We start from the raw sequence: 25135 nt of genomic DNA, 5'->3' as shown, positions 1-25135 counted from the left end.
CAACTTATGAGATTTTTTAAACTTGTTTTGAGTGAGTGGCGTCCGGCTTTCCGAACGGTTGAGGGGTAGTGTGTTCGGTTGTCCGACAGCCCTGTCACAAAATTCGAGTGCGATTAGCGTCAACACCTGTCGTTTTAGAGAGTGCGAGAAAGAGGTGGCCTTAAACGTTTCAGTCCCCAAGGTTGGTTGGACCAGGTCGCGGGCATGGGATTGAAAGGCCAGTTTCTACCGTTGACAAATCCCGACAAGGTTCTCATAGTTTGCTCAACGCAAACGTTTGCGAGATGTTTCACGAGCGCTCCAGGAGTATCGTGACAGCTCGCATCAGCCGCCCGGGTGGGAGGGCCGCCGAAGAGGTCTTCGGTGCAAGCGTTGCTCACAATAATCATAAGATCGGAGTGAACCCATGAAGCTGCCATTCGCTGGACGTCTTCTTGCTGTCGCTGTGCTTGCCGCATCCGCTGCTTTGCCTCTCTCTTCTGCACTTGCTGATGACGCTGCCAAAACACCTACTGTTGGTTTGGTCATGAAGTCCCTGGCCAATGAGTTCTTCGTCACCATGACCGACGGTGCCAAGGACTACCAGAAAGCGCACCCAGCAGAGTTCAAGCTGATCTCCAACGGGATCAAGAACGAAACAGACACCAGTGCGCAGATCGCCATCGTCAACGAGATGATCAACTCCAAGGTAGACGCGCTTGTCATTGCTCCCGCCGACTCCAAGGCGCTCGCCAGTGTGCTGAAGAAGGCTTCTGATGCCGGTATCAAGGTCGTCAACATCGACAATCGCCTGGACCCGGAGGTACTCAAAAGCAAAAACCTCGATATCCCGTTCGTAGGTCCGGACAACCGCAAAGGCTCCAAGCTGGTGGGCGACTACCTGGCCAAGCAACTGGCCGCGGGTGACAAGGTTGGCATCATCGAAGGCGTACCCACCACGACTAACGCCCAGCAGCGCACCGCAGGCTTCAAGGATGCGATGGACGCTGCAGGCATGAAGATTGTTTCCACCCAATCCGGCAACTGGGAAATCGACCAGGGCAACAAGATTGCTGCAGCGATGCTGAGCGAAACGCCGGACATCAAGGCGCTGCTGGCCGGTAACGACAACATGGCCCTGGGCGCTGTCTCCGCCGTGCGTGCGGCAGGCAAGGCCGGCAAGGTATTGGTGGTGGGCTACGACAACATTGATGCGATCAAGCCAATGCTCAAGGATGGTCGTGTGTTGGCCACCGCTGACCAGGCTGCCGCGCAACAAGCGGTATTCGGTATCCAGAACGCACTGAAGCTGGTCAAGGGTGAGAAGGTCGATGCCAAAGATGGCGTGATCGAAACCCCGGTCGAACTCGTCATCAAGCAGTAATCCCGGCAGTACCCAACAGCGCTCGCTCGTCCTGAGCGGGCGCCTGGAGATTTTCCTATGTCATCTTCCGCCCCGAACGCTGTCCTCTCGGTCAGCGGTATCGGCAAGACCTATGCCCAGCCGGTTCTGTCCGACATCACCCTGACGCTCAATCGCGGGGAAGTGCTCGCGCTGACCGGTGAGAACGGCGCAGGCAAAAGTACCTTGTCGAAGATCATCGGCGGCCTGGTCACACCGACTACCGGGCACATGCAGTTCAACGGTCAGGAGTACTGCCCCGCCAGCCGCACCCAGGCCGAAGCCTTGGGCGTGCGCATGGTCATGCAGGAACTCAACCTGCTGCCGACCCTGACGGTGGCTGAAAACCTGTTTCTGGATAACCTGCCGAGCAACTGTGGCTGGATCAGCCGCAAGCAACTGCGCAAAGCCGCGATCGAGGCCATGGCTCAAGTTGGCCTGGATGCGATCGACCCCGACACCTTGGTTGGCAGCCTGGGCATTGGCCACCAGCAAATGGTCGAGATTGCGCGCAACCTGATCGGCGACTGCCACGTCCTGATTCTCGACGAACCCACGGCCATGCTCACCGCCCGTGAAGTCGAGATGCTGTTTGAGCAAATCACCCGTCTGCAGGCCCGGGGCGTGGCGATCATTTATATTTCACACCGGCTGGAAGAGCTGGCCCGTGTCGCCCAGCGCATTGCGGTACTGCGCGACGGCAAGCTGGTCTGCGTCGAGCCGATGGCCAATTACAACAGTGAGCAACTGGTGACCTTGATGGTCGGTCGCGAGCTGGGCGAACACATTGACCTGGGCCCGCGCACCATCGGCGAACCGGCCCTGACGGTGAAGGGCCTGAGCCGTTCGGACAAGGTTCGCGACGTGTCCTTTGAAGTGCGCGCCGGTGAGATCTACGGTATTTCCGGACTGATCGGCGCCGGCCGCACTGAGTTGCTGCGCCTGATCTTCGGTGCCGACCAGGCCGACAGCGGCACCGTGGCCCTGGGATCGCCGGCCAGGGTGGTCAGTATTCGCTCGCCAGTGGATGCGGTTGGTCATGGTATCGCCCTGATCACCGAGGACCGCAAGGGCGAGGGCCTGCTGCTGACCCAATCGATCAGCGCCAATATAGCCTTGGGCAACATGCCGGAAATTTCCGGCGGTGGCGTCGTCAATAGCCGCAACGAAACCGCCCTGGCCAAACGCCAGATCGACGCCATGCGTATCCGCAGTTCCAGCCCGGGGCAATTGGTGTCCGAGTTGTCGGGTGGCAACCAGCAAAAAGTAGTGATTGGCCGCTGGCTGGAGCGCGATTGCGCAGTAATGCTGTTCGATGAGCCCACTCGAGGCATCGACGTCGGCGCCAAGTTCGACATCTATGCGTTGCTTGGCGAACTGACTCGCCAGGGCAAAGCCTTGGTGGTGGTCTCCAGCGACCTGCGTGAACTGATGCTGATCTGTGATCGCATCGGGGTGTTGTCCGCGGGGCGCCTGATCGAGACCTTCGAGCGTGACAGCTGGACCCAGGACGAATTGCTCGCCGCCGCCTTTGCCGGCTATCAGAAACGTGATGCGCTGCTCAATGAGGCAGCGCCTAGGAATACCCCATGAAAACAAGCATTTCCTCCGGTAAAACTGGCGGCAACTTCTATGGCCTGGGTACTTACCTGGGGCTGGCGGGTGCCTTGCTGGCGATGATTGCGCTGTTCTCGGTACTCAGCGACCACTTCCTGTCCTACGACACCTTCAGCACCCTGGCCAACCAGATTCCGGACCTGATGGTGCTGGCGGTGGGCATGACCTTCATCCTGATCATCGGCGGTATCGACCTGTCGGTAGGTTCGGTGCTGGCATTGGCGGCATCGGCGGTCAGCGTGGCAATCCTGGGCTGGGGCTGGAGCGTGTTACCGGCTGCGCTCCTGGGCATGGGCTGCGCTGCATTGGCCGGGACCATCACCGGCTCCATCACCGTGGCCTGGCGTATCCCGTCATTTATCGTGTCTTTGGGTGTGCTGGAGATGGCCCGGGGTGTGGCCTATCAAATGACGGGCTCGCGCACCGCTTATATCGGTGACTCGTTTGCCTGGCTGTCCAACCCGATTGCTTTCGGTATTTCCCCGTCGTTCATCATTGCGCTGTTGGTGATCATTGCGGCTCAGTTGGTGCTGACCCGCACTGTCTTCGGTCGCTACCTGATCGGCATCGGCACTAACGAAGAAGCAGTGCGCCTGGCTGGCATTAATCCCAAGCCATACAAGATTCTGGTGTTCAGCCTGATGGGCCTGTTGGCCGGTGTAGCTGCGCTGTTCCAGATCTCGCGCCTGGAGGCGGCAGACCCGAATGCAGGTTCAGGCCTGGAGCTGCAGGTAATCGCCGCGGTGGTAATCGGCGGCACTAGCCTGATGGGCGGGCGCGGTTCGGTCATCAGTACGTTCTTCGGTGTATTGATCATTTCGGTATTGGCGGCGGGGCTTGCGCAGATCGGCGCTACGGAACCCACCAAACGCATCATTACCGGTGCTGTGATCGTGATCGCCGTGGTCCTCGATACTTACCGCAGCCAGCGCGCCAGTCGGCGGGGCTGAGTCATGGCAACGATCAAGGATGTGGCAGCGCTTGCAGGTATTTCCTACACCACCGTGTCCCATGTGGTGAACAAGACGCGTCCGGTCAGCGAGCCGGTCCGCATCAAGGTCGAGGCGGCGATCAAACAGCTGGACTACGTGCCCAGCGCCGTGGCGCGTTCGCTCAAGGCCAAGACCACCGCCACCATTGGCCTGTTGGTGCCCAATAGCCTCAACCCGTATTTTGCCGAGCTTGCGCGGGGCATCGAGGATTACTGCGAGCGTAATGGTTACTGCGTGATCCTCTGCAACTCCGACGACGACGCGGAAAAACAGCGCAATTATTTGCGCGTGTTGCTCGAAAAACGCGTCGACGGCTTGATCGTGACGTCGGTGGGCGGCGATGACAGCGGCCTGGCGGCGGGCTTGAGTGCAGTGCGCACGCCCATGGTGATTGTCGACAGGGCCCTGGATGGCATCGATGTCGACCTGGTGCGCATCGACCACGAACAGGGCGGCTACCTCGCGACCCGGCACTTGCTGGAGTTGGGCCATCGGGATATCGCCTGTATCGGCGGCCCGGGGCATACCCGCGTGGCACAAATGCGCCTGGCGGGTTACCAGCGTGCATTGCGCGAGGCGGGTGTCGAGGTGTTGGCCAGCCGGATCCTGGAAAGCGATTTCACCAGCACGGGGGGGTATGCCGCAGCCGTGCAATTGTTAGCGCAAAACCCGCCCAGCGCGATTTTCGCCAGCAACGATATGATTGGTTTCGGCGTGCTGCGCGCAGCCGCAGAACGCAGCATCCGCGTGCCGGCCGAGTTGTCGGTGATCGGTTTCGATGACATTCAGATGGGACGCTACGTCTATCCTGCGCTGACCACGGTCGGGCAGTCGATCCTGCAATTGGGCGAGACGGCGGCCGAATTATTATTGCAACGAATAGCAACACCCCAACGGTCGATCGATCAACGCATCGTGACGCCAAGTATCGTTTTGCGTGAGTCGACGGCGCCATTGGCCGGTGTGTTCGCCCAATACCGCTGAACCGAATTGATGAGTACTGATGTATGCCAGCAAAAGTAGTGGTAGTAGGCAGCTTGAACATGGACCTGGTCACCCGGGCCAGTCGCTTGCCGCGTGCCGGTGAAACCCTGATCGGCCAGAGCTTTTCCACCGTTGCGGGTGGCAAGGGCGCCAACCAGGCGGTGGCATCGGCGCGGCTGGGGGCCAGTGTTGCGATGATCGGATGCGTGGGCACCGATGCCTATGGCAGTCAATTGCGTGATGCACTGCTGGTGGAAGGGATCGATTGCCAGGCGGTCAGCACCGTAGAGGGCTCCAGTGGTGTGGCATTGATCGTGGTGGATGACAGCAGCCAGAATGCGATTGTCATTGTGGCCGGCAGCAACGGTGAGTTGACGCCCGCGTCTCTGCAAGCGTGCGACGCTGTGCTGCAGGCGGCAGACGTGATCATCTGCCAGCTTGAAGTGCCGATGGACACCGTTGGTCATGCGCTCAAGCGCGGCCGCGAACTGGGCAAGACAGTCATCCTCAATCCGGCGCCCGCGAGTGGGCCTTTGCCCGCTCAGTGGTATGCCTCGATCGATTACCTGATCCCCAATGAAAGTGAAGCCACCGCCCTGAGCGGTGTCACCGTCGACTCGCTCGACAGCGCCAAGGTCGCCGCGACAGCGCTGATCAAGGCGGGGGCGGGTAAAGTCATCATTACGCTTGGCGCTCAGGGGGCACTGTTTGCCGACGGTAGCAGCTTCGAGCATCTGTTGGCGCCGAAGGTCAAGGCGGTGGACACCACAGCCGCTGGCGATACCTTCGTCGGTGGCTTTGCCGCTGCACTGGCCGCTGGCAAGAGCGAAGCCGAGGCGATCCGTTTTGGCCAGGTAGCGGCGGCGTTGTCTGTGACCCGCGCCGGCGCTCAGCCTTCCATTCCTACGCTGCACGACGTACAAGGTTTTGTGCCCTCATGAAAAAGACACCTTTGCTCAATATCGCCCTGTCACGCGTGATCGCGTCCCTGGGTCATGGTGACGTGCTGGTCATCGGCGATGCCGGCTTGCCGGTGCCGCCCGGCGTGGAATTGATCGACCTGGCACTGACCCAGGGCATTCCGGATTTCATCAGCACGTTGCGCATTGTGCTCAGTGAGATGCAGGTTGAAAGCCACGTGCTCGCGGAGGAAATCCTGCTCAAGCAACCGCCGGCGCTGAGCGCGCTCAATGCGCTGACAGAGCAGGCAGCGCTGGGTGAGCGGCGGCTGCTCAGCCATGAAGAATTCAAGCAACTGAGCCGCACAGCACGCGCGGTTGTGCGTACCGGCGAGTGCCAGCCTTACTGCAATATCGCGCTGGTATCCGGCGTAACGTTTTAGCGTCCCCCAATGACAAGGAGTGCTTTATGCAACGTGGTCTACCCATCCTGAAAAACCTGTTCCGGAGTGTTCTGCTTTTGTCCGCACTCACAGCTGCAAGCGCCCAGGCGGCGGAAAAAATCGACCTGATCATCGATACCGACCCTGGGGCCGATGACGTGGTGGCGCTGCTGTTTGCCATGGCCTCGCCGGAGGAGCTGAGCATTCGTGCGCTGACCACCGTCGCCGGTAATGTGCGCCTGGACAAGACCTCCCGCAATGCGCGTCTGGCGCGCGAGTGGGCAGGGCGTGAAGACATTCCGGTGTACGCAGGTGCGCCGGCGCCTCTGTTGCGCAAGCCGATCTACGCCGAGAATATCCATGGCAAAGAGGGCATCTCCGGCGTCACCGTGCACGAGCCGAAAAAAGGCCTGGCCGAAGGTAATGCCGTTGATTACCTGATCAAAACGCTGAGCACCGCCAAACCGCACAGCATCACCATCGCCATGCTCGGTCCGCAGACCAACCTCGCGCTGGCACTGACCCAGGCGCCCGAAATCACCCAGGGCATCAAGGAAGTGGTGGTGATGGGTGGTGCGCACTTCAATGGCGGTAATATCACGCCCGTGGCCGAGTTCAACCTGTTCGCCGATCCGGTGGCGGCTGAGATCGTGCTCAAAAGTGGAGTGAAGTTGACCTACCTGCCGTTGGACGTGACCCATAAAGTCCTCACCAGCGACGCCCGCCTGAAGAAGATTGCGGACCTGAACAACAACGCAAGCAAGGTCGTCAGCAGTATCCTGAACGAGTACGTCAAAGGCGACATGGAGCATTACGGCATTCCGGGTGGCCCGGTCCACGACGCTACCGTGGTTGCCTACCTGCTCAAACCATCGCTGTTCAGCGGTCGTCAGGCCAATATGGTCGTCGACAGCCGCGAAGGCCCAACCTTTGGCCAGACCATCGTCGATTGGTACGACGGCCTCAAGCAGGAGAAGAATGTGTACTGGGTCGAGAACGGCGACGCCCAGGGCTTCTTCGATCTGCTGACCGAGCGTCTGGCGCGTTTGAAGTAATACGTTTTACCGGTCGGCGTTCGTCGGCCGGCTCTTATTCTTGTGCGCCCATGTAGTCGGCCGGGTATTTCTCGAATACCTGGCCGATGAACGCTTGTGCCGCCTGGGTTCCCAGTTCCTTGACCAACAGATCGATACCAATGATCGCCAGTTCTTCGGGGCTGCCGGGGCTATAGGAGCTTTGCCCCTGGGGCCACTTGGCTTTGATATCGGCTTGGAGCGTTACGGTGGTCATGGAAATCTCACGGCTGAAAGTACTGGGCAATGCGCTGGAACGCGGTTCCAGCGGCGCAGTTAACCATTTTGCGCGGCTTTTGGCACTGCTACTTAGGCATGAAGGAGGGGGTATGCGACACTGTTGGCTTGTTTAACAGCCGGGAAACACCGCGTGCAGATCGATCTGAACAAGCCTGAGAACCTGACGCTGGATGCCGTGCGCCAACTGCTTGCCCACGCCAGTGACGACGTACATACCCAGCTTCGGGTAACCAGGGCTGGTATTGCCTATATTTCTTCCGGCGTAGTCGGTGGAGCTCAGATAGATGGCCTGCTGTTTCGTCTGGAGACCTGGGCCAAGGGTTCTGGCTATGTCGGTATTGTGGCGGCCAGCGATGAGGTCTGGGTCATGCAGATCTTCAACGCGCTGAAACAGAACTGGCCATACCCACCATCTGACTACATCGACATCTACTGAGTGCGTTCATATCTAGTCACGATTGACTGGGCGATTGCCCCGCGCGAGTCAGGCAGACTTGCGCGCAGGCGATTAACGTCTTGAAACCAATCGTTCATATCGCTGTCGCACGATCTCTGTCCATTTTTTATCATAGGAGGCTTCATGCCTTGGAAGCTCGCTTCATTCGGTACTTTGTTGGCAGCACTCGCATTGGCGGGTTGCAGCACCCCGGGTGCCTCTGAGCCAGGCAAAGACGCCACCGTGACCGATGCCGGTCATAGCCGCTGTGAGTCGAAGGCCGCCGAGTTCGCAATCGGCCAGAAAGCCTCGCCGCAGTTGCTGGAGCAGGCTCGTACCCGTGCTGGCGCGCAGAATGCACGCATCCTCAAGCCCAACGATATGATTACCCTGGAATATCGTTCTGACCGCCTGAACCTCAACACTGACAACAACCTGGTGATCACGCGGGTCAATTGCGGCTGACAGCTTCGGCTTTTGCATCGCCCATAAAAAACCCCGTCACATGGACGGGGTTTTTTTAGATCAGCGGAGAATTACTCGCCGCGAACCTGTGCAGCTTGCATACCCTTTTGGCCTTTCTCAGCCACGAAGGAAACGGTTTGGCCTTCTTTCAGGCTTTTGAAACCGTCGCTTTCGATAGCTTTGAAGTGTACGAACAGGTCGTCACCGCCACCTTGAGGAGTGATGAAGCCGAAGCCTTTTTCATCGTTGAACCATTTAACGGTGCCGGTTTGGCGATTAGACATGGTGTATCTCCAAGAAACATATATTTTCAGTAGTGCTGTGCTGCTCAGGCCAACTGGGCACACTGGGCTATCATAGTCGAAATGTTCGACTTGGGAGCCCCCCCAAGGCATTGTTTGCTAATCAATCGCGTTGCATCTGATCCCTGGATCGGCGCAAAGCCCCGATCTACGGGGCTTTGCGCTGAAATATCAACTGTTAAAAAAAGCCGTAAAACCTGCATAATTTGTGTGAAATGGCAGTTTTCAGGCCATTTTTCCAGCGATATGGTCGTCAGATCAGTGGTCAATCTTACTTTTTCTTCACGACTTTGCAGGACGAAATAGCCGCTACCGCTTTGTTCTTAAGCTCAGGGCTGGCGTTCTGATTGGTCATCAGTTCCTTGATCTCGGCAGTGCTCAATTCGGCATTGATCTTGTCAGCACCACATTCGCAGTGAGCTTTGGCAGTTTTGGCGTCTACGTTCTGACTCGCGGCGGCACTGCAGTCGCTCACAAAGCTGTCACGGGCGCCGGCTGGCCAGTTGGAAGGGGCTGCAGCCTGCGCGCCAAGGGAAAGGAGGCTCAGGGTAGCGGCGACAGCGAGGGTAGAGGTGAAACGCATCATGGGATGCTCCTTTGGGTCGAGGACGAACGGCGATTCTCAGTGGGTTGGAGGCCCGACGTACAGCTCAAGTTCACTTTGCAGCTATAAAGCCTTGAATTGCGCTATACACAAAGCTTCGTCGGCGCGATGACCGTTCATCTGTGCTAGCATCGTGGGCTTGGCTAGTTTCAGGCGCGTCAATTACCGCCTTGCCATGTTTCTTTTTAGCTCAATCCAGTCACTCTGGTTCGATTATCGGTTGGCCGAAAGGCTCCTGCCGCTGTAAGGCAGGCGTTCATCACTGAACGGCCTGGTGTTGGATCTTGTACTGGCTCATCCCAACCCACGTGACCTTTGGTAGGGGTCACCACTAGGAGAGGAGGCGCCATGCCAACTATTACTCTACCCGACGGCAGTCAACGTTCATTCGATCATTCGGTTTCCGTAGCCGAAGTCGCCGCATCCATTGGTGCAGGCTTGGCCAAGGCCACCGTGGCCGGCAAGGTCGACGGCAAACTGGTCGACGCCAGTGACCTGATCACTTGCGATGCCAGCCTGCAAATCATCACGCCCAAGGATCAAGAGGGGCTGGAGATCATTCGCCACTCTTGCGCGCACCTGATTGGCCATGCGGTCAAGCAGCTGTACCCAACCGCCAAGATGGTGATCGGCCCGGTAATCGAAGAAGGCTTCTATTACGACATCGCCTATGAACGTCCTTTTACACCGGACGACTTGGCGGCCATCGAGCAGCGCATGCACGCGCTGATTGAAAAAGATTACGACGTCATCAAGAAAGTCACCCCGCGTGCCGAAGTGATCGACGTGTTTACCGCGCGTGGTGAAGATTACAAGCTGCGCCTGGTGGAAGACATGCCGGACGAGCAGGCCATGGGCCTGTACTACCACGAAGAATACGTCGACATGTGCCGTGGCCCACACGTGCCGAACACGCGCTTCCTCAAGTCGTTCAAGCTGACCAAGCTGTCCGGTGCCTACTGGCGCGGTGATGCCAAGAACGAACAGCTGCAACGGATCTACGGCACGGCCTGGGCTGACAAGAAACAGCTGGCCGCCTACATCCAGCGCATTGAAGAAGCTGAAAAGCGCGACCACCGCAAGATCGGCAAGCGTCTGAACCTGTTCCACCTTCAGGAAGAAGCGCCGGGCATGGTGTTCTGGCACCCGAATGGCTGGACCCTGTACCAGGTGCTTGAGCAGTACATGCGCAAGGTTCAGCGCGACAACGGTTACCTGGAGATCAAGACCCCGCAGGTCGTTGATCGCAGCCTGTGGGAGAAATCCGGGCACTGGGCCAACTACGCCGACAACATGTTCACCACTCAGTCGGAAAACCGCGACTACGCCATCAAGCCGATGAACTGCCCATGCCACGTGCAGGTGTTCAATCAAGGCCTGAAGAGCTACCGCGAGTTGCCGATGCGCCTGGCCGAGTTCGGTGCCTGCCACCGCAACGAGCCATCCGGTGCACTGCACGGCATCATGCGTGTGCGCGGTTTTACTCAGGACGACGCCCACATCTTCTGCACCGAAGAGCAGATGCAGGCTGAATCCGCCGCGTTCATCAAGCTGACCATGGACGTTTATCGCGATTTCGGGTTTACCGAAGTTGAAATGAAGCTGTCCACTCGTCCGGAAAAGCGCGTTGGTTCCGACGAGCTGTGGGATCGCGCCGAAGCGGCACTGGCCGCAGCACTCGACAGTGCGGGCCTTGCGTACGACCTGCAGCCGGGGGAGGGCGCGTTCTACGGTCCGAAGATCGAGTTCTCGCTCAAAGATTGCCTTGGCCGTGTCTGGCAGTGTGGTACCCTGCAGCTCGATTTTAACCTGCCGATCCGTCTGGGAGCCGAATACGTCTCCGAAGACAACAGCCGTAAACACCCGGTTATGCTGCACCGGGCGATCCTCGGTTCGTTCGAGCGGTTCGTCGGTATCCTGATCGAGCACTACGAGGGAGCGTTCCCTGCGTGGCTGGCTCCGACCCAGGCAGTGATCATGAATATCACTGATAAACAGGCAGATTTTGCCGCCGAAGTTGAAAAAACTCTCAACGAAAGCGGATTTCGTGCCAAGTCCGACTTGAGAAATGAAAAGATCGGCTTTAAAATCCGCGAGCATACTTTGCTCAAGGTTCCCTATCTTTTGGTTATCGGAGATCGGGAAGTCGAGATGCAGACTGTCGCTGTGCGTACTCGTGAAGGTGCTGACCTGGGCTCGATGCCCGTCGCCCAGTTCGCTGAGTTCCTCGCGCAAGCGGTTTCCCGGCGTGGTCGCCCAGATTCGGAGTAATTATTATTAAGCGTGAAATGAGACAAGATAAACGAGCTGCACCGAAAGCCCCGATCAACGAGAATATCTCGGCACGCGAGGTTCGGTTAATTGGGGCTGAGGGTGAGCAGCTTGGGATTGTGTCAATTGAAGACGCGCTTCTTAAGGCTGAAGAAGCCAAGCTCGATTTGGTGGAAATTTCCGCCGATGCTGTACCACCTGTCTGCAAGCTGATGGACTACGGCAAATCGATCTTCGAGAAGAAGAAGCAGATTGCCGCAGCCAAGAAAAACCAGAAGCAGATCCAGGTTAAAGAAATCAAGTTTCGTCCAGGGACGGAGGAAGGGGATTACCAGGTAAAACTGCGCAACCTGGTACGTTTCCTGAGTGATGGGGACAGGGCCAAGGTATCCTTGCGATTCCGCGGCCGTGAGATGGCCCACCAGGAGCTGGGGATGGAACTCCTCAAGCGGGTTGAAGCTGACCTGCTCGAGTACGGTTCGGTCGAACAGCATCCTAAGATGGAAGGACGCCAACTGATCATGGTCATCGCCCCGAAAAAGAAGAAGTAATCAACAGGGCACGGCAGGCCTTCTGATTATGTTTATCAACTGAATGCGGAGTATCCGAACATGCCAAAGATGAAGACTAAAAGTGGTGCTGCTAAGCGGTTTCTGAAAACTGCTAACGGTATCAAGCACAAGCACGCTTTCAAGAGCCACATCCTGACCAAAATGTCGACCAAGCGTAAGCGTCAACTGCGCGGTAGCAGCTTGCTGCACCCGTCTGACGTGGCAAAAGTCGAGCGCATGCTGCGCCTTCGTTAATTTTTGGATCAAGACTAGAGGAAGTAACTCATGGCTCGTGTAAAGCGTGGCGTCATTGCCCGTAAACGTCACAAAAAAATTCTGAAACTTGCTAAAGGCTACTACGGCGCGCGTTCACGCGTATTCCGTGTTGCCAAGCAAGCGGTAATCAAGGCAGGCCAGTACGCCTACCGTGACCGTCGTCAGAAAAAACGTCAGTTCCGCGCTCTGTGGATCGCTCGTATCAACGCTGGTGCACGTGTTAACGGTCTGTCCTACAGCCGTTTCATCGCTGGCCTGAAGAAAGCGTCCATCGAAATCGACCGTAAGGTTCTGGCTGAACTGGCCGTGAACGAAAAAGCGGTGTTTGCTGCGATTGTCGAGAAAGCTAAAGCCTCCTTGGCTTAAGTACCCCCGACAGTCATCCTGGGTTACTCCTGTAGCCCAAGGTGGTAAACGTCATAAATAGGGGAAGAGCCTTCAAGCTCTTCCCCTATTTTGTATCTGGAGTCTGTACATGGAAAACCTGGACGCGCTCGTTGCCCAAGCCCTTGAGGCCGTGCAAAGCGCTGAAGATGTAAATGCCCTGGAGCAAATCCGGGTTCACTACCTTGGCAAGAAAGGTGAATTGACTCAGGTGATGAAGACCCTGGGAAATTTGCCCGCTGAAGAACGTCCGCAAGTCGGTGCGTTGATCAACGTTGCCAAGGAACGTGTCACAGAGGTGCTCAATGCGCGCAAGGCGTCGCTCGAGGAGGCCGATCTAGCGGCCAAGCTCGCCGCCGAGTCCATTGACGTGACCTTGCCTGGCCGTGGTCAGGCCTCGGGCGGCCTGCATCCGATTACCCGGACTCTGGAACGTATCGAGCAGTTCTTCACCCACATCGGCTACGGCATTGCCGAAGGCCCTGAGGTAGAAGACGATTATCACAACTTCGAGGCGCTCAACATCCCAGGCCATCACCCGGCCCGGTCGATGCACGACACCTTCTATTTCAACGCGAACATGCTGTTGCGCACCCATACCTCGCCGGTACAGGTCCGCACCATGGAAGCGAACAAGCCGCCGATCCGCATTGTCTGCCCAGGCCGTGTGTACCGTAGCGACTCGGATATCACCCACTCGCCGATGTTCCACCAGGTCGAAGGCCTGCTGGTGGATCGCGATATCAATTTTGCCGACCTCAAGGGCACCATCGAAGAATTCCTGCGGGTGTTCTTCGAGAAAGAGCTGGCGGTGCGTTTCCGTCCATCGTTCTTCCCGTTCACCGAGCCGTCCGCTGAAGTCGACATGGAATGCGTGATGTGTAGCGGTAAAGGTTGCCGCGTCTGCAAGCAGACCGGTTGGCTGGAAGTCATGGGTTGCGGCATGGTCCACCCTAACGTGCTGCGCATGTCCGGGATCGATCCGGAAGAGTTCTCGGGCTTTGCCTTCGGCATGGGCGTTGAGCGTCTGGCCATGCTGCGTTACGGCGTGAACGACTTGCGTCTGTTCTTCGACAACGACTTGCGGTTCCTCGCGCAATTTCGCTAGTCGTAACGAATCTTTAGGAGAGCAGGATGAAATTCAGTGAACAATGGCTGCGTGGCTGGGTAAGCCCGCAGGTAGATCGCGACGCGCTGGTTGCGCGTCTGTCGATGGCCGGTCTTGAGGTCGATAGCGTTACCCCGGCCGCCGGTGTTTTCAGTGGCGTGGTAGTAGGCGAAGTGCTGAGCACCGAGCAACACCCTGATGCCGATAAATTGCGTGTGTGCCAGGTCAGTAACGGTTCGGAAACCTTTCAGGTCGTGTGCGGAGCGCCTAATGTGCGCCCGGGCCTGAAGATCCCGTTTGCCATGATCGGTGCCCAACTGCCTGGCGACTTCAAGATCAAGAAGGCCAAGCTGCGTGGTGTCGAGTCCAACGGCATGTTGTGCTCTCAGGCTGAGTTGCAGGTAGGCGAGGGCAATGATGGCCTGATGGAGCTGCCGGCCGACGCGCCTGTGGGTCAGGACATCCGGGTTTACCTGGAACTGGAAGACGCCAGCATCGAGGTCGACCTGACCCCGAACCGCGGCGACTGCCTGTCCCTGGCCGGTCTGGCCCGTGAAGTGGGCGCGCTGTACAACGCTCCTGTCACCCGTCCGGCGGTTGCTGTTGTGCCGCCGGTGCATGACGAAGTTCGCTCCATCGAAGTGCTCGCGCCGAACGCCTGCCCACGTTACCTGGGGCGTGTGGTCCGTAACGTCGACCTGTCCAGGCCGACCCCGCTGTGGATGGTCGAGCGCCTGCGTCGCGCCGACGTGCGCAGCATCGACGCCGCCGTCGACATCACCAACTATGTGATGTTGGAGCTGGGTCAGCCGCTGCACGCCTTCGATCTCGCCGAAATCAACGGTGGCATCCGCGTGCGCATGGCCGAGGAAGGCGAAAAGCTGGTGCTGCTCGACGGTCAGGAAGTCAGCCTGCGTGCCGACACCCTGGTTATCGCCGACCACTCTCGCGCCCTGGCAATTGCCGGCGTGATGGGGGGCGAGCACAGCGGTGTATCCGCGACCACTCGTGACGTATTCCTTGAAAGCGCGTTCTTTGACCAGATCGCCATCGCAGGCAAGGCCCGTTCCTATGGCCTGCACACCGATGCTTCGCACCGCTATGAGCGTGGCGTGGACTGGAATCTCGCCCGTGAAGCCATGGAGCGCGCCACCGGCCTGCTGCTGGAAATCACCGGTGGCGAAGCCGGCCCGATCACCGAAACCGTCAGCGAACAGTACCTGCCGTCGATTGCGCCGATCACCTTGCGTGCCAAAAGCGTTGAGCAGATGCTCGGCTTAGTCATCGAGCCGGCTGAAATCGAGCAACTGCTGTCCGCGCTCGGCCTGGGTATTTCTGCAGGTGGGGAAGGGCAGTGGCAGGTTGCAGTTCCTAGCCATCGCTTCGACATCAGCCTGGAAGTCGACCTGATCGAAGAGCTGGCACGTCTGTATGGCTACAACCGCCTGCCGGTTCGCTACCCGCAAGCGCGCCTCGCGCCGCAACCCAAGGCCGAAGCGCGTGCGCACCTGCCTGAGCTGCGCCGCCTGCTGGTTGCTCGTGGTTACCAGGAAGCCGTGACGTATAGCTTCATCGATCCAAAACAATTTGAGCTGTTCAACCCGGGTGTTGAACCGCTGTTGTTGGCCAACCCGATCTCCAACGACATGGCCGCCATGCGTTCTTCGCTGTGGCCGGGTCTGGTGAAAGCGCTTTCCCACAACTTGAACCGCCAGCAAGACCGCGTGCGCCTGTTCGAAAGCGGCCTGCGTTTCGTGGGTCAGCTCGATGGCCTCAAGCAAGAGCCGATGCTGGCTGGCGTGGTCTGCGGTAGCCGCCTGCCGGAAGGCTGGGCGCAGGGCCGCGACGTCGTAGACTTCTTCGACGTCAAGGCTGACGTGGAAGCGGTACTGGGCTTTGCCGGCGCGCTGGATGCCTTTACGTTTGTGCCGGGCAGTCACCCAGCCTTGCATCCAGGCCAGACTGCGCGTATCGAGCGCGAAGGTCGCCTGGTAGGTTTTGTGGGCGCCATTCACCCGGAACTGTCGAAAACGTTGGGGCTGGACCGTCCAGTTTTCGTGTTTGAGCTAGTCTTGGCTGAAGTGGCGTCGGGCAAGATGCCTAAATTCAGCGAGTTGTCGCGCTTTCCTGAAGTGCGTCGCGACCTGGCGCTGATCGCCGACCGTGACGTCGCCGCCACTGCCGTTCTGGATGTAATCCGTGAAAATGCAGGGGAATGGCTGACAGACCTCAGGCTATTTGACGTCTATCAGGGTAAAGGCATTGATCCGCATAGAAAAAGCCTCGCAGTCGGCTTGACCTGGCAGCATCCATCGCGCACTCTTAATGACGATGAGGTGAATACCACGACACAAAATATCCTCACCTCGCTCGAACAAAGGTTGAACGCCACGTTAAGGAAGTGACGTATGGGGGCTTTGACGAAAGCTGAGATGGCGGAACGTCTGTACGAAGAGTTGGGTCTGAACAAGCGCGAGGCCAAGGAATTGGTCGAGCTGTTTTTTGAAGAGATCCGCCACGCTCTGGAAGACAACGAACAGGTCAAATTGTCCGGTTTCGGCAATTTTGACCTGCGGGACAAACGCCAGCGGCCTGGCCGCAATCCAAAAACGGGAGAAGAAATCCCGATCACGGCTCGCCGTGTGGTCACCTTTCGTCCAGGGCAGAAGTTGAAGGCCCGAGTTGAGGCTTATGCTGGAACCAAGTCATAACGACGAACTACCCGTCATCCCAGGCAAACGCTACTTCACCATTGGTGAAGTCAGCGAGCTGTGTGCGGTAAAACCGCACGTGCTGCGCTATTGGGAGCAGGAGTTTCCTCAACTCAACCCCGTCAAACGCACCGGGAACCGTCGGTATTATCAGCGCCAGGACGTGCTGATGATCCGACAGATCCGTGCATTGCTGTACGACCAGGGGTTCACCATCAGCGGCGCACGCCAGCGTATGTCCGGTGATGAAGCCAAAGACGACACCACCCAATACAAGCAACTGATCCGCCAGATGATCTCCGAACTGGAAGATGTGCTGGTGGTGCTGAAGAAATGATTCAAGCTTTAAAAATACTTCCACATTTCAAAAGCTTGCGGTATATTCCGGTTCGCTTCGTTAAGAAGCGAACCCAGTAACACGCCTAGTCGGGGCGTAGCGCAGTCCGGTAGCGCACTAGCATGGGGTGCTAGGGGTCGAGTGTTCGAATCACTCCGTCCCGACCATATTATTCAATGACTTAGCCCAATCTGAAAAGATTGGGCTTTTTCATGTCTGAAAAATACCCCCTACTAAACCCCCTACCGCGCCGTGGGCTGTTATGGGCCCGAGAGCCTGTTTCACCTCTGTGATCTGCCGGTGGGGTACAGCGAACATGCAATCGCTACGACACTCCCCTGAAATGACTGGCGTGACGTCGATAGGCATTGTCGCGCGCATGTCGATACGCCACTAGCACACCTGCCCTAATTGATCGTTGCACGAACCCGGCAGTAGAGTTTGAAGCGCAAGCCAATGTATTAACGATGGGAAGGGGAGTGAAGATGACTATAAAAAAATACGTCTATATGACGGCTGCAGCCTGCCTGTTAGCGACCTCAAGTGCGCATGCGTCTTTCGCCACCAGTTGCCAGGATTCTCAGCCGTGGTACCACTTCAGCATGATTGAGGCGGCAACCTGTTTGCTCTCTGGTCAATGGTAACCGGGTCGCCCCCGCTGCGTTTCGGCGGGGGAGAACCCCAGTGATCCCGCTCAAGTCGTGCCTTTCGGGCATTGCCCTCGATTGCGCTGACTTGACTCATCAACATTTGCTTAAAACATCTCCCTGCCTCACCTGGCCTGACGCTGCGAGCGAACCGTTGCGCCTATGATCATGTCTGTGCGAATGGCCGACGGTTGCCCGGCGTTGTTGCGTGCATAACTGCATAACGTGACCGGCAGCTCTGCTATATCAAGGGATATGCCGTCCATGGCCAAGGTGTAGCGATCGTCGTCAATATCGCCGCAGATGGTGCTGATCGCCGAGTTCACGCTGTAGTAATAATGCTGGCTAAAACCGTTCTGCTGGTTTTCCCAGGCGATGTGATAGCGGTGCTTGAGCTGCGGTGCAGGTGCCGGGTTGGTCAGGAATACCGAATGGGTGAGCGCATTGCGCAGCAGCGCTTCGGTCAGCGGCTGTTCGGCCGTTTGCACCCCGAGTATGCATAACACATGCGGCCCCAGCACTGGGCCGATGGGTTGGTTGATGTAGGCCTCGTCAGAAGCGGCAGCGACTTGGTAGCCGTGTGTGCGTGCGCAATCGCTGATGTGATTCACGGCTTTGAATCGGTAGAACGGTTCCTGGATCGAGAACCTCAGGTTCCAAGTCGGACGGGTAATTTGGTCGGTGGCGTCACGTTTTAAATGCACATAGGGCTTCAGGTTCCACGGCTCATCCAGCGTGATTTCAACCGCCTTGAGCTGACAGGTTGGGGTGTCGTTACGGAAAACACCGTCTACAAAGCAGTAGTACAAGTCGTTGACGGGGTAGCTGTAGTTGAATTTGGCGGCTTCGCACGCCGAGTTGTTCTGGCAGCTATTGAGAATGTCTTTCTGAATGGCAGACGCGACCTTGCTGATGATGCTGGTGATTTCATTGGTGTTCCGGTCCAGCATCGGACTGCCGGAGCTGCCTGGGCGCAGACCATTGCAGCGGTTGCGCAAGGCGCTGGGGAACACGCCGGGATGTTCGGCAAAACTGTTGAGGGTCGACTCCACGCAGGCGCTCATGCGTAGGCCCTTTTTCAGAAAGCCGGTCGGCGCTCCCACGTTGATCACCTCTCGATCCGATGTCTGACGCTGGGAGGCCAGCTTGAGTGGCATGATCGCCTTGGCCACCAGCACCGCCAGTGACGTATCCAGTTCGAGCACGGCCAGGTCAGTGCCCGCCATGCTGCTCCAATGCGCCGTCTTGACGGCGTAGGTGACACGCCGTTCGGGTGTGTCATGAAAGTAGTTGAAGGTCACGTCGGCGGTGAGCGCCTGGTGGACGCGCGCTGTACCGTAGCTGTAGAACACACAATGCCCGGCGGTCAGCACATAAGCCGGCCCGATGGCCTTACCTTGGCGATTGCGCGTGTCGAGCAGAACGGCATTGCAGGTCTGGCCTAAGGCGTTTTCCAGTGAACCGATGCCGGTCCATTGCGGATAACGGTGGTTTTTATTTTCAAGGGCCACAGACGGTGACTGCTCGGTAAGGCCCTCGGCCAGATCTCTGGCATGGCTGGGCCAGACAGTGCTGAGCAACAGGAAATACAGGAAGATGCAGGCGGTGTGAGGAAGTGCCATAAGGGGCCTCGACAAGGAAGTCATTGATTGGCTGAAACTACTCAATCAGGCCATGGCGGATGACATACAGGGCTACTGCGTGAGCCCTTGGCGGGATCCTCAGTCGCCGTTATGGCTGCTGGTGCTGGCGTCCTTACGCCCAACACCGTCTCGGGATTTTCCGTTCGTCCAAAGTTCGGCACTCCCTGTTACACGCCTGCTCCAATGTTTAAGTGCGTATTTGTCGCGCTTTAGAGCGGAGAGACAGCATGGAAATCAACGAGAACGCCCCAGGCAATATTTCACAGCAGGCAGTAACGCGTGGAACGGACAATGAGGCCGGTCATGATCCAAAGCGCGATGAGGATCATATCCCGCTGCCACCGGACGACGAGGCACCCCTCGAGGAAGATATGTCGGACGTGGACGCTGCCGATTCAGTAGCCAGTGAGCATCCTGACAACTGAGCATCAACGGACCCGGCCAAGCGCCGGGTTTTCATTTAAATGTCAGCGCAAGATAATTACGTTATTGTCGGCGTGATGCCCTTTTCCGAAAGCCCGAGAAGTTAAAGCAACCCAACTGCGGAGACGGATATGCGTGCCGAAGACGTTCTTGCCGACGATACAAACGAAGCAACATTTGAGGGAGTGACCGTACGTAAAGGGACGGTGGGTGCCTTTTTGGCAAACGTACGAGTTTGGAGTAACCCAGGCGCGAGCATGGATGATCAACTGCTGGCTGAGCGAGAAATTATTCAATCTCTGCCCGCTCTTAAGGCGATCGGGCTCCTCGACGTGTTTGAGCCTAAGGATTTCCGATTGCGTGAGTTGATCGCCAAGGCGGGCGCGCTACGGTGAGGGTATCCAGAGGGGGGCCACGCTGAGCAGCAAGAGGCCGGCTTTGCCTTGATGCGCCACTGTTGTTGCTGATTATGGCTTTTTCATGCCGGGAATAGATGCCTTCCCGCGTGAACAATCTTCATCGCGAATCACACCTGCTCATTAGTTACGCGCTAAGGAAATTTCCCACATCCAATGCCCGTACCCTGTTGTTAGGCTCCAACTCTTTGACCTGACTTCAAGGAGTTTCCTGATGAAAAAACGTCTCGCCGCCGAGTTCTTCGGCACGTTCTGGCTGGTACTGGGCGGTTGCGGCAGTGCCGTGTTGGCGGCCGCATTCCCTGAGTTGGGCATTGGTTTTGCCGGTGTGGCATTGGCATTTGGCTTGACGGTATTAACCATGGCCTACGCGGTCGGGCATATTTCCGGCGGGCATTTCAATCCGGCGGTCACCCTGGGTTTGCTCGCCGCCGGGCGTATCGGCGGCAAGGATGTGGTGCCCTACATCCTCACTCAGGTTCTGGGCGCGATTGCGGCGGCCGGCGTGCTGTACCTGATCGCCAGCGGCAAGGCCGGGTTCGATGTGACTGCGGGGTTTGCCACCAATGGTTATGGTGAGCACTCTCCAGGTGGCTTCTCGTTTCTGTCAGTGGTGGTCACCGAGTTTGTACTCACGGCGTTTTTCCTGTTGATCATCCTGGGCGTTACCGACAAAAAGGCGCCGGACGGTTTTGCGCCGCTGGCCATCGGTTTTGCCCTGGTCTTGATTCACCTGATCAGTATTCCAGTGAGCAATACATCGGTTAACCCGGCGCGCAGTACGGGCGTAGCACTGTTTCAAGGCGATTGGGCGATAGCCCAGTTGTGGGTGTTCTGGGTGGTGCCTTTACTCGGTGGCGTGTTTGGTGGGCTGGTGCACCGGTTCGTGTTGGCGACAAAACAGTAGTCGCTCAGGCCACCTTTGCTCGGCGAGCGGACCGTGTTCTTCATGATCGAGCCGCCTTGTAACGGTTGGCCGGGCGCGCCAAACCAAGGTTTTCACGCAGTGTGGTGCCGGTGTATTCGCGCCGAAACAAGCCACGCCGCTGTAACTCGGGAACGACCAGGCGGGCGAAATCCTCCAGCCCGCCCGGCAGGTGTGGCACCAGAATATTGAAGCCATCCGCCGCGCCTTCTTCGAACCAGCGCTGCAGCTCATCGGCGATCTGCGTAGGCGTGCCGATCAAGCTGTAATGACCGCGTCCGCCGGCAATGCGTCGGCCCAGTTGCGCCAGTGTCAGCTGTTCGCGCTGGGCCAGTTCGCTCCGCAGTTGCTGGCGGCCGCGCTGGTGCTGACCAGTCGCTTCCATAGCCCAGGCATCGAAAAGATGATCGCCGAGGTGGACATCCCGGTGGTGGAAACCTGGGACTACGTGCCGGAGCGCCGTGATGGTTTTACTGCGACCCTCAGCGAGCTGGGTGTGCAGCCGTGGGTCTTCGTCCCCGACGCCGACCGTGCGCCTTTCGAGGCGGGCAAGCAGGCCATGGAGGCGCTGATGGGGGCGGTGACCAGGCCCGACGCGATTTTCTTTGCCAACGACAACCTGGCTGCCGGTGGTTTGCTCGCCGGTCAACGAGCGGGGCTGAACATCCCGCAGGACTGTGCCGTCTTGGGCTTTGGTGATTACCCCTTCGCACAGATGTTGCTGCCCAGCCTCAGCACGATCCAGCCACCGGCCCTGCAGATTGGTGTATTAGCCGCCACCCGCGTTCTGCAAAGTCTGGGTGTATTACCGATCGAGGGTGAAGTTGCACGCTTGAATCTTTTGCACTGTCAGTTAATTGAAAGGGAAAGTACCTAGTCATTACGGGGTATGGCTAAGTGCAACTAGTGGCTATTGGCTGCTAACGCTCTAAATCAGTGCACTTGGCAATGTTTTGTATTTAATTTCCCGCCAGCCGGAACTAGAGCTATAACTTCCAGTCGATACCCCCGGCTAACTCCTGCATCGGCTGTGGCGAACTAATGGCATTGTTCGGTAGTTCCAAATAGCCATACTTTTCGCAACGTTAGATATTCCTCAATGATGTCTTCAGCCCCCATCGATGCTTGCAAGATGCACATCCCGCACACCGACCAGGTGTGTGCGTGGCTGATGCAGCACGCCGGGCTTAAAACGCTGGATCTGGAACGCGCCCGGCGCTTATCCGATGACCCTCGCGACCTGCTGGGTTTACTCACGCGCCTGGGCCTGGTGTCCGAAATCGAACTGGCCCGCGCCTGGGCCGATCTGCTGGTTGCACCATTGCTGGCGGCCGACGCTGCGCCGCCGTTGCTCGACCCATTACCCGCCGTTACCGAGCGTTTCCTGCGTCACTACCACCTGGTGCCCATGGGCTGGGACGAGGGCGGTCTGCGCGTGCTGGCCGCCAACCCGACGCAGCTGTACCCGTTCCAAGCCCTGGCGTATGCCTGCCAAGTTCCTGTCTGGCTGGCCATCGGTGCACATACCGACGTAGAGGGCCTGATCGAGCGTTACTACGGCCAGGGCCGTTCGGCCATGGGCACGCTGATCGAAAACCTAGATGAGCAGAGTGGTGCCCTCGAAGATATCGAGCACCTCAAGGACATGGCTTCCGAAGCGCCGGTGATTCGCCTGGTCAACCTGATCCTGCAACGCGCCGTGGAACAACGGGCGTCGGATATCCATATCGAACCCTTCGAAAACCAGCTCAAGGTGCGCTACCGCATCGATGGCGTGCTGCACGACGCCGAAGCACCGCCCGCCAGTTCGTCGGCGGCGGTGATCTCGCGGGTCAAGATCATGGCGCGCCTGGACATCGCCGAGCGGCGCCTGCCCCAGGATGGGCGCATCATGCTGCGCATCCAGGGCAAGGCGTTGGATTTGCGCGTGTCCACGGTGCCCACCAGCTTCGGCGAGTCGGTGGTGATGCGCCTGTTGGACCGGCAAACCGTGCAGTTCGACTTTCCAAGCCTGGGTTTTAATGGCCAGCGCCTGGCAGCCTTCCTTGATTTGCTCGAGCGGCCCCACGGCATCCTGCTGGTCACCGGGCCCACAGGCTCGGGTAAAACCACCACGCTGTACACCGCCTTGGCGCGGCTCAACACCGCCGAACGCAAGATCATCACCGTGGAAGACCCGGTGGAGTACCAGCTTGAGGGCATCAACCAGATCCAGGTCAAGCCCGCCATCGGCCTGGACTTTGCCGGAGCGCTGCGCGCCATCGTGCGCCAGGACCCGGACGTGATCATGATCGGTGAAATCCGCGACCTGGAAACGTGCCGCATCGCCGTCCAATCTTCACTCACCGGCCATCTGGTGCTCTCAACCCTGCACACCAACAGCGCCGCCGCCAGCATCACACGCTTGCTGGACATGGGCGTGGAAAGCTACCTGATCGCCTCCACCGTCAGCGGCATTCTCGCCCAACGCCTGGTGCGGCGCCTGGACCCGGCCACACGGGTCGCGTTCCAGGCGCCGCCGGCGTTGATCAAGGAACACGGGCTGGATCGCCTCACCGAGCAGCGCCCGATCCTGCTGTATCACGGCGACTACCACGGCCGCAGCGCCCTCACCGAATTGCTGGTGATGAATGACGAGTTGCGCAGCCTGCTGATGGCCCACGCCGACGCCGCCACCCTTGAGCAAGCCGCCCGCCACGGCGGTTTGCGCACCTTGTATGAAGACGGCCTGCGTCAGGCACTGGCGGGCGTCACGTCCCTGGAAGAAGTGTTGCGCGTCACCCGTGGAGAGGATGCGTGAGCCTGTTCAAGTTCCGTGCCCTGGACAGCCAGGGCGCCGCCCAGAGAGGCACGCTGCAAGCTGCTGACCAGGCCGCCGCCGTCGCCATCTTGCACAAGCGTGGCTGGTTGCTGCTGCATATCGAAACGACGGGCAGTGCCTCGTTACGTCGTGTACGCGGGCCGTTGAAGGGTGCAGCGCTGGTGAGTTTCACCCAGCAACTGGCGACGCTGCTCGGCGCCGGTCAGCCCCTTGAACGCTCGTTGAACCTGCTGCTCAAACAACCCGGCCAACCCCAGGTGCGGGCCTTGATCGAGCGCATCCGTGACCAGGTCAAGGCCGGCAAACCGCTGTCGGCTGCGCTTGAGGAAGAGGGCGATACGTTTTCTGCGCTGTACCTGAGCATGGTGCGCGCGGGCGAAGCCGGTGGTGCGCTGGAAGACACCCTGCGCCAGCTCAGCGACTACCTGGAGCGCAGCCAGCGACTGCGTGGCGAGGTGATCAACGCGCTGATCTACCCGGCGTTCCTGGTGGTGGGCGTACTGGGTTCCCTGGCGCTGTTGCTGGCCTATGTGGTGCCGCAATTCGTGCCGATTTTTCAGGATCTGGGCGTGCCGATTCCGTTGATCACCCAAGTGATCCTGGGGCTTGGCGAGTTTTTGTCGGCCTATGGCCTGGTGCTGTTGGCCGGGTTGGCGATCAGTGCCGGGCTCCTGGCGACGCGCCTGCGCGACCCCAACCGCCGCGAACGCTACGACCGTCATCTGCTGGGCATCCGTGTGGTCGGCCCGCTGCTGCAACGGGTGCAAGCCGCACGCCTGACTCGCACCCTCGGCACCTTGCTCTGCAATGGCGTGGCATTGCTGCCCGCGCTGGTGATCGCCCGGCAGGTCTGCAGCAACCGTGCATTGCAGGCGCAAGTGGCGCTGGCGGCGCAACAGGTCAAAGGCGGCGGCACCCTGGCCGAAGCGTTTGGCAGTCAGCCGCTGTTGCCGCAGTTGGCCCTGCAAATGATCGAGGTCGGCGAACACGCCGGTGAACTGCCCGGCATGTTGCTCAAGGTCGCCGACATCTTCGACGTCGAGGCCAAGCGTGCGATCGACCGCCTGCTCGCTGCGCTGGTGCCCTCGCTGACCGTGATCATGGCGGTGCTGGTGGCGGTAATCATGCTCGCGATCATGCTGCCGCTGATGAGCCTCACCAGCCATATATGAACCTTCATGGAGTG

At 58.6% G+C, this 25135-nt stretch carries 26 protein-coding genes, 1 tRNA gene and 2 pseudogenes; 24 read left to right on the top strand and 5 right to left on the bottom strand.

The window, feature by feature from the left end:
* Positions 1-406 precede the first annotated feature (406 nt).
* Genes E4P00_RS24220 through E4P00_RS24190 form a run of 7 tightly spaced genes read left to right on the top strand, consistent with a single transcriptional unit; the run spans position 407 to position 7371 of the window.
* On the top strand, positions 407-1363 hold the full coding sequence (locus tag E4P00_RS24220; RefSeq protein ID WP_005789700.1) for a sugar ABC transporter substrate-binding protein: 957 nt from the start codon (positions 407-409) through the stop codon (positions 1361-1363).
* Positions 1364-1420: 57 nt separating this feature from the next.
* A complete protein-coding gene (locus E4P00_RS24215; protein ID WP_005789698.1) occupies positions 1421-2974 on the top strand; it encodes a sugar ABC transporter ATP-binding protein in 1554 nt (517 codons plus the stop codon).
* Positions 2971-3948 (top strand): ABC transporter permease, encoded by a 978-nt coding sequence (locus E4P00_RS24210; RefSeq protein WP_032880283.1) that lies wholly within the window; start codon positions 2971-2973, stop codon positions 3946-3948. Before E4P00_RS24215 ends, E4P00_RS24210 begins: the two co-directional genes overlap by 4 nt.
* Before the next feature lie 3 nt (positions 3949-3951).
* Complete coding sequence (locus tag E4P00_RS24205; RefSeq protein WP_248133201.1) at positions 3952-4974, top strand: LacI family DNA-binding transcriptional regulator; 1023 nt, start codon at positions 3952-3954, stop codon at positions 4972-4974.
* A gap of 23 nt (positions 4975-4997) precedes the next feature.
* The gene (gene rbsK / locus E4P00_RS24200) at positions 4998-5915 is read left to right on the top strand and encodes a ribokinase (RefSeq protein WP_005789694.1); all 918 of its coding nucleotides are present in this window, start codon (positions 4998-5000) and stop codon (positions 5913-5915) included.
* Positions 5912-6316 carry a D-ribose pyranase gene (rbsD, locus tag E4P00_RS24195; protein WP_005789692.1) on the top strand — a complete coding sequence of 135 codons (405 nt, stop codon included), beginning with the start codon at positions 5912-5914 and terminating at the stop codon, positions 6314-6316. Before rbsK ends, rbsD begins: the two co-directional genes overlap by 4 nt.
* Positions 6317-6342: 26 nt before the next feature.
* Positions 6343-7371 (top strand): nucleoside hydrolase, encoded by a 1029-nt coding sequence (locus E4P00_RS24190; protein WP_148854418.1) that lies wholly within the window; start codon positions 6343-6345, stop codon positions 7369-7371.
* Between the two features lie 34 nt (positions 7372-7405).
* Here E4P00_RS24190 and E4P00_RS24185 read toward each other — a convergent pair whose 3' ends face one another.
* Positions 7406-7606: a hypothetical protein gene (locus tag E4P00_RS24185; protein ID WP_032880288.1), complete on the bottom strand. Its 201-nt coding sequence runs from the start codon at positions 7604-7606 to the stop codon at positions 7406-7408.
* 153 nt (positions 7607-7759) lie between these two features.
* Between E4P00_RS24185 and E4P00_RS24180 the strand changes: the two genes are divergently transcribed.
* Positions 7760-8065 (top strand): hypothetical protein, encoded by a 306-nt coding sequence (locus E4P00_RS24180; protein ID WP_032880289.1) that lies wholly within the window; start codon positions 7760-7762, stop codon positions 8063-8065.
* 144 nt (positions 8066-8209) lie between these two features.
* Positions 8210-8530 carry an I78 family peptidase inhibitor gene (locus tag E4P00_RS24175; RefSeq protein WP_032880290.1) on the top strand — a complete coding sequence of 107 codons (321 nt, stop codon included), beginning with the start codon at positions 8210-8212 and terminating at the stop codon, positions 8528-8530.
* 71 nt (positions 8531-8601) lie between these two features.
* Here the strand turns inward: E4P00_RS24175 and E4P00_RS24170 are convergent, their stop codons facing one another.
* Both E4P00_RS24170 and E4P00_RS24165 read right to left on the bottom strand, forming a co-directional pair.
* Positions 8602-8814 carry a cold-shock protein gene (locus E4P00_RS24170; RefSeq protein WP_003234260.1) on the bottom strand — a complete coding sequence of 71 codons (213 nt, stop codon included), beginning with the start codon at positions 8812-8814 and terminating at the stop codon, positions 8602-8604.
* A gap of 289 nt (positions 8815-9103) precedes the next feature.
* Positions 9104-9418, bottom strand: a complete 315-nt coding sequence (locus E4P00_RS24165; protein ID WP_078821838.1) for a hypothetical protein — start codon at positions 9416-9418, stop codon at positions 9104-9106.
* Positions 9419-9784: 366 nt separating this feature from the next.
* Between E4P00_RS24165 and thrS the strand changes: the two genes are divergently transcribed.
* From thrS to E4P00_RS24120, 9 genes are all read left to right on the top strand, one after another.
* Positions 9785-11707, top strand: a complete 1923-nt coding sequence (gene thrS / locus E4P00_RS24160; RefSeq protein WP_005789682.1) for a threonine--tRNA ligase — start codon at positions 9785-9787, stop codon at positions 11705-11707.
* Positions 11707-12258: a translation initiation factor IF-3 gene (infC, locus tag E4P00_RS24155; RefSeq protein ID WP_169851780.1), complete on the top strand. Its 552-nt coding sequence runs from the start codon at positions 11707-11709 to the stop codon at positions 12256-12258. The genes thrS and infC overlap by 1 nt, the downstream gene beginning before the upstream one ends.
* Before the next feature lie 60 nt (positions 12259-12318).
* Entirely contained in the window at positions 12319-12513 is a 195-nt protein-coding gene (gene rpmI, locus E4P00_RS24150; RefSeq protein ID WP_002553160.1) for a 50S ribosomal protein L35, read from the top strand.
* Between the two features lie 30 nt (positions 12514-12543).
* Positions 12544-12900, top strand: a complete 357-nt coding sequence (rplT, locus tag E4P00_RS24145) for a 50S ribosomal protein L20 (protein ID WP_005789679.1) — start codon at positions 12544-12546, stop codon at positions 12898-12900.
* Between the two features lie 109 nt (positions 12901-13009).
* Positions 13010-14026: a phenylalanine--tRNA ligase subunit alpha gene (pheS, locus tag E4P00_RS24140; protein ID WP_003192486.1), complete on the top strand. Its 1017-nt coding sequence runs from the start codon at positions 13010-13012 to the stop codon at positions 14024-14026.
* Between the two features lie 26 nt (positions 14027-14052).
* Positions 14053-16431, top strand: coding sequence for a phenylalanine--tRNA ligase subunit beta (pheT, locus tag E4P00_RS24135; protein WP_078821837.1), 2379 nt, complete (start codon positions 14053-14055; stop codon positions 16429-16431).
* A gap of 3 nt (positions 16432-16434) precedes the next feature.
* Positions 16435-16737: an integration host factor subunit alpha gene (ihfA, locus tag E4P00_RS24130; protein WP_002553164.1), complete on the top strand. Its 303-nt coding sequence runs from the start codon at positions 16435-16437 to the stop codon at positions 16735-16737.
* The gene (locus E4P00_RS24125; RefSeq protein ID WP_003174972.1) at positions 16718-17074 is read left to right on the top strand and encodes a MerR family transcriptional regulator; all 357 of its coding nucleotides are present in this window, start codon (positions 16718-16720) and stop codon (positions 17072-17074) included. Before ihfA ends, E4P00_RS24125 begins: the two co-directional genes overlap by 20 nt.
* Before the next feature lie 90 nt (positions 17075-17164).
* Positions 17165-17241, top strand: a tRNA-Pro gene (locus tag E4P00_RS24120).
* Between the two features lie 605 nt (positions 17242-17846).
* On the opposite strand, the gene E4P00_RS24115 is transcribed toward E4P00_RS24120, so the two are convergent.
* The gene (locus E4P00_RS24115) at positions 17847-19343 is read right to left on the bottom strand and encodes a trypsin-like peptidase domain-containing protein (protein WP_216091811.1); all 1497 of its coding nucleotides are present in this window, start codon (positions 19341-19343) and stop codon (positions 17847-17849) included.
* A 248-nt stretch (positions 19344-19591) separates the two neighbouring features.
* Between E4P00_RS24115 and E4P00_RS24110 the strand changes: the two genes are divergently transcribed.
* From E4P00_RS24110 to aqpZ, 3 genes are all read left to right on the top strand, one after another.
* Positions 19592-19789 carry a hypothetical protein gene (locus tag E4P00_RS24110; RefSeq protein ID WP_032880294.1) on the top strand — a complete coding sequence of 66 codons (198 nt, stop codon included), beginning with the start codon at positions 19592-19594 and terminating at the stop codon, positions 19787-19789.
* Positions 19790-19918: 129 nt separating this feature from the next.
* Positions 19919-20182, top strand: coding sequence for a hypothetical protein (locus E4P00_RS24105; RefSeq protein ID WP_248133200.1), 264 nt, complete (start codon positions 19919-19921; stop codon positions 20180-20182).
* Positions 20183-20417: 235 nt separating this feature from the next.
* Entirely contained in the window at positions 20418-21110 is a 693-nt protein-coding gene (aqpZ, locus tag E4P00_RS24100) for an aquaporin Z (RefSeq protein WP_248133199.1), read from the top strand.
* 40 nt (positions 21111-21150) lie between these two features.
* Here aqpZ and E4P00_RS24095 read toward each other — a convergent pair.
* Positions 21151-21492 (bottom strand): annotated as a pseudogene (locus E4P00_RS24095) (nitrilotriacetate monooxygenase); the annotation flags it as partial.
* On the opposite strand from E4P00_RS24095, the pseudogene E4P00_RS24090 reads away from it, so the two are divergent.
* The 3 genes and pseudogenes from E4P00_RS24090 to gspF all read left to right on the top strand — a co-directional run.
* Positions 21442-22005 (top strand): annotated as a pseudogene (locus tag E4P00_RS24090) (substrate-binding domain-containing protein); the annotation flags it as partial. The pseudogenes E4P00_RS24095 and E4P00_RS24090 overlap by 51 nt on opposite strands.
* A gap of 225 nt (positions 22006-22230) precedes the next feature.
* Positions 22231-23928 carry a type II secretion system ATPase GspE gene (gene gspE / locus E4P00_RS24085; RefSeq protein ID WP_248133224.1) on the top strand — a complete coding sequence of 566 codons (1698 nt, stop codon included), beginning with the start codon at positions 22231-22233 and terminating at the stop codon, positions 23926-23928.
* The gene (gene gspF / locus E4P00_RS24080; protein WP_248128629.1) at positions 23925-25121 is read left to right on the top strand and encodes a type II secretion system inner membrane protein GspF; all 1197 of its coding nucleotides are present in this window, start codon (positions 23925-23927) and stop codon (positions 25119-25121) included. The genes gspE and gspF overlap by 4 nt, the downstream gene beginning before the upstream one ends.
* The last annotated feature ends 14 nt before the right edge of the window (positions 25122-25135 follow it).

Source organism: Pseudomonas sp. B329, from assembly GCF_023127835.1.
Taxonomy (GTDB): domain Bacteria; phylum Pseudomonadota; class Gammaproteobacteria; order Pseudomonadales; family Pseudomonadaceae; genus Aquipseudomonas; species Aquipseudomonas synxantha_A.
This window is presented reverse-complemented; position numbering and strand designations above follow the sequence as displayed.

Bases quoted from the DNA above. Each gene is read 5' to 3' on its own strand.
- E4P00_RS24220 (WP_005789700.1), top strand. From the start codon at position 407: ATGAAGCTGCCATTCGCTGGACGTCTTCTTGCTGTCGCTGTGCTTGCC.
- E4P00_RS24215 (WP_005789698.1), top strand. From the start codon at position 1,421: ATGTCATCTTCCGCCCCGAACGCTGTCCTCTCGGTCAGCGGTATCGGC.
- E4P00_RS24210 (WP_032880283.1), top strand. From the start codon at position 2,971: ATGAAAACAAGCATTTCCTCCGGTAAAACTGGCGGCAACTTCTATGGC.
- E4P00_RS24205 (WP_248133201.1), top strand. From the start codon at position 3,952: ATGGCAACGATCAAGGATGTGGCAGCGCTTGCAGGTATTTCCTACACC.
- rbsK (WP_005789694.1), top strand. From the start codon at position 4,998: ATGCCAGCAAAAGTAGTGGTAGTAGGCAGCTTGAACATGGACCTGGTC.
- rbsD (WP_005789692.1), top strand. From the start codon at position 5,912: ATGAAAAAGACACCTTTGCTCAATATCGCCCTGTCACGCGTGATCGCG.
- E4P00_RS24190 (WP_148854418.1), top strand. From the start codon at position 6,343: ATGCAACGTGGTCTACCCATCCTGAAAAACCTGTTCCGGAGTGTTCTG.
- E4P00_RS24185 (WP_032880288.1), bottom strand. From the start codon at position 7,606: ATGACCACCGTAACGCTCCAAGCCGATATCAAAGCCAAGTGGCCCCAG.
- E4P00_RS24175 (WP_032880290.1), top strand. From the start codon at position 8,210: ATGCCTTGGAAGCTCGCTTCATTCGGTACTTTGTTGGCAGCACTCGCA.
- E4P00_RS24170 (WP_003234260.1), bottom strand. From the start codon at position 8,814: ATGTCTAATCGCCAAACCGGCACCGTTAAATGGTTCAACGATGAAAAA.
- E4P00_RS24165 (WP_078821838.1), bottom strand. From the start codon at position 9,418: ATGATGCGTTTCACCTCTACCCTCGCTGTCGCCGCTACCCTGAGCCTC.
- thrS (WP_005789682.1), top strand. From the start codon at position 9,785: ATGCCAACTATTACTCTACCCGACGGCAGTCAACGTTCATTCGATCAT.
- rpmI (WP_002553160.1), top strand. From the start codon at position 12,319: ATGCCAAAGATGAAGACTAAAAGTGGTGCTGCTAAGCGGTTTCTGAAA.
- rplT (WP_005789679.1), top strand. From the start codon at position 12,544: ATGGCTCGTGTAAAGCGTGGCGTCATTGCCCGTAAACGTCACAAAAAA.
- pheS (WP_003192486.1), top strand. From the start codon at position 13,010: ATGGAAAACCTGGACGCGCTCGTTGCCCAAGCCCTTGAGGCCGTGCAA.
- pheT (WP_078821837.1), top strand. From the start codon at position 14,053: ATGAAATTCAGTGAACAATGGCTGCGTGGCTGGGTAAGCCCGCAGGTA.
- ihfA (WP_002553164.1), top strand. From the start codon at position 16,435: ATGGGGGCTTTGACGAAAGCTGAGATGGCGGAACGTCTGTACGAAGAG.
- E4P00_RS24125 (WP_003174972.1), top strand. From the start codon at position 16,718: ATGCTGGAACCAAGTCATAACGACGAACTACCCGTCATCCCAGGCAAA.
- E4P00_RS24115 (WP_216091811.1), bottom strand. From the start codon at position 19,343: ATGGCACTTCCTCACACCGCCTGCATCTTCCTGTATTTCCTGTTGCTC.
- E4P00_RS24110 (WP_032880294.1), top strand. From the start codon at position 19,592: ATGGAAATCAACGAGAACGCCCCAGGCAATATTTCACAGCAGGCAGTA.
- E4P00_RS24105 (WP_248133200.1), top strand. From the start codon at position 19,919: ATGCGTGCCGAAGACGTTCTTGCCGACGATACAAACGAAGCAACATTT.
- aqpZ (WP_248133199.1), top strand. From the start codon at position 20,418: ATGAAAAAACGTCTCGCCGCCGAGTTCTTCGGCACGTTCTGGCTGGTA.
- gspE (WP_248133224.1), top strand. From the start codon at position 22,231: ATGTCTTCAGCCCCCATCGATGCTTGCAAGATGCACATCCCGCACACC.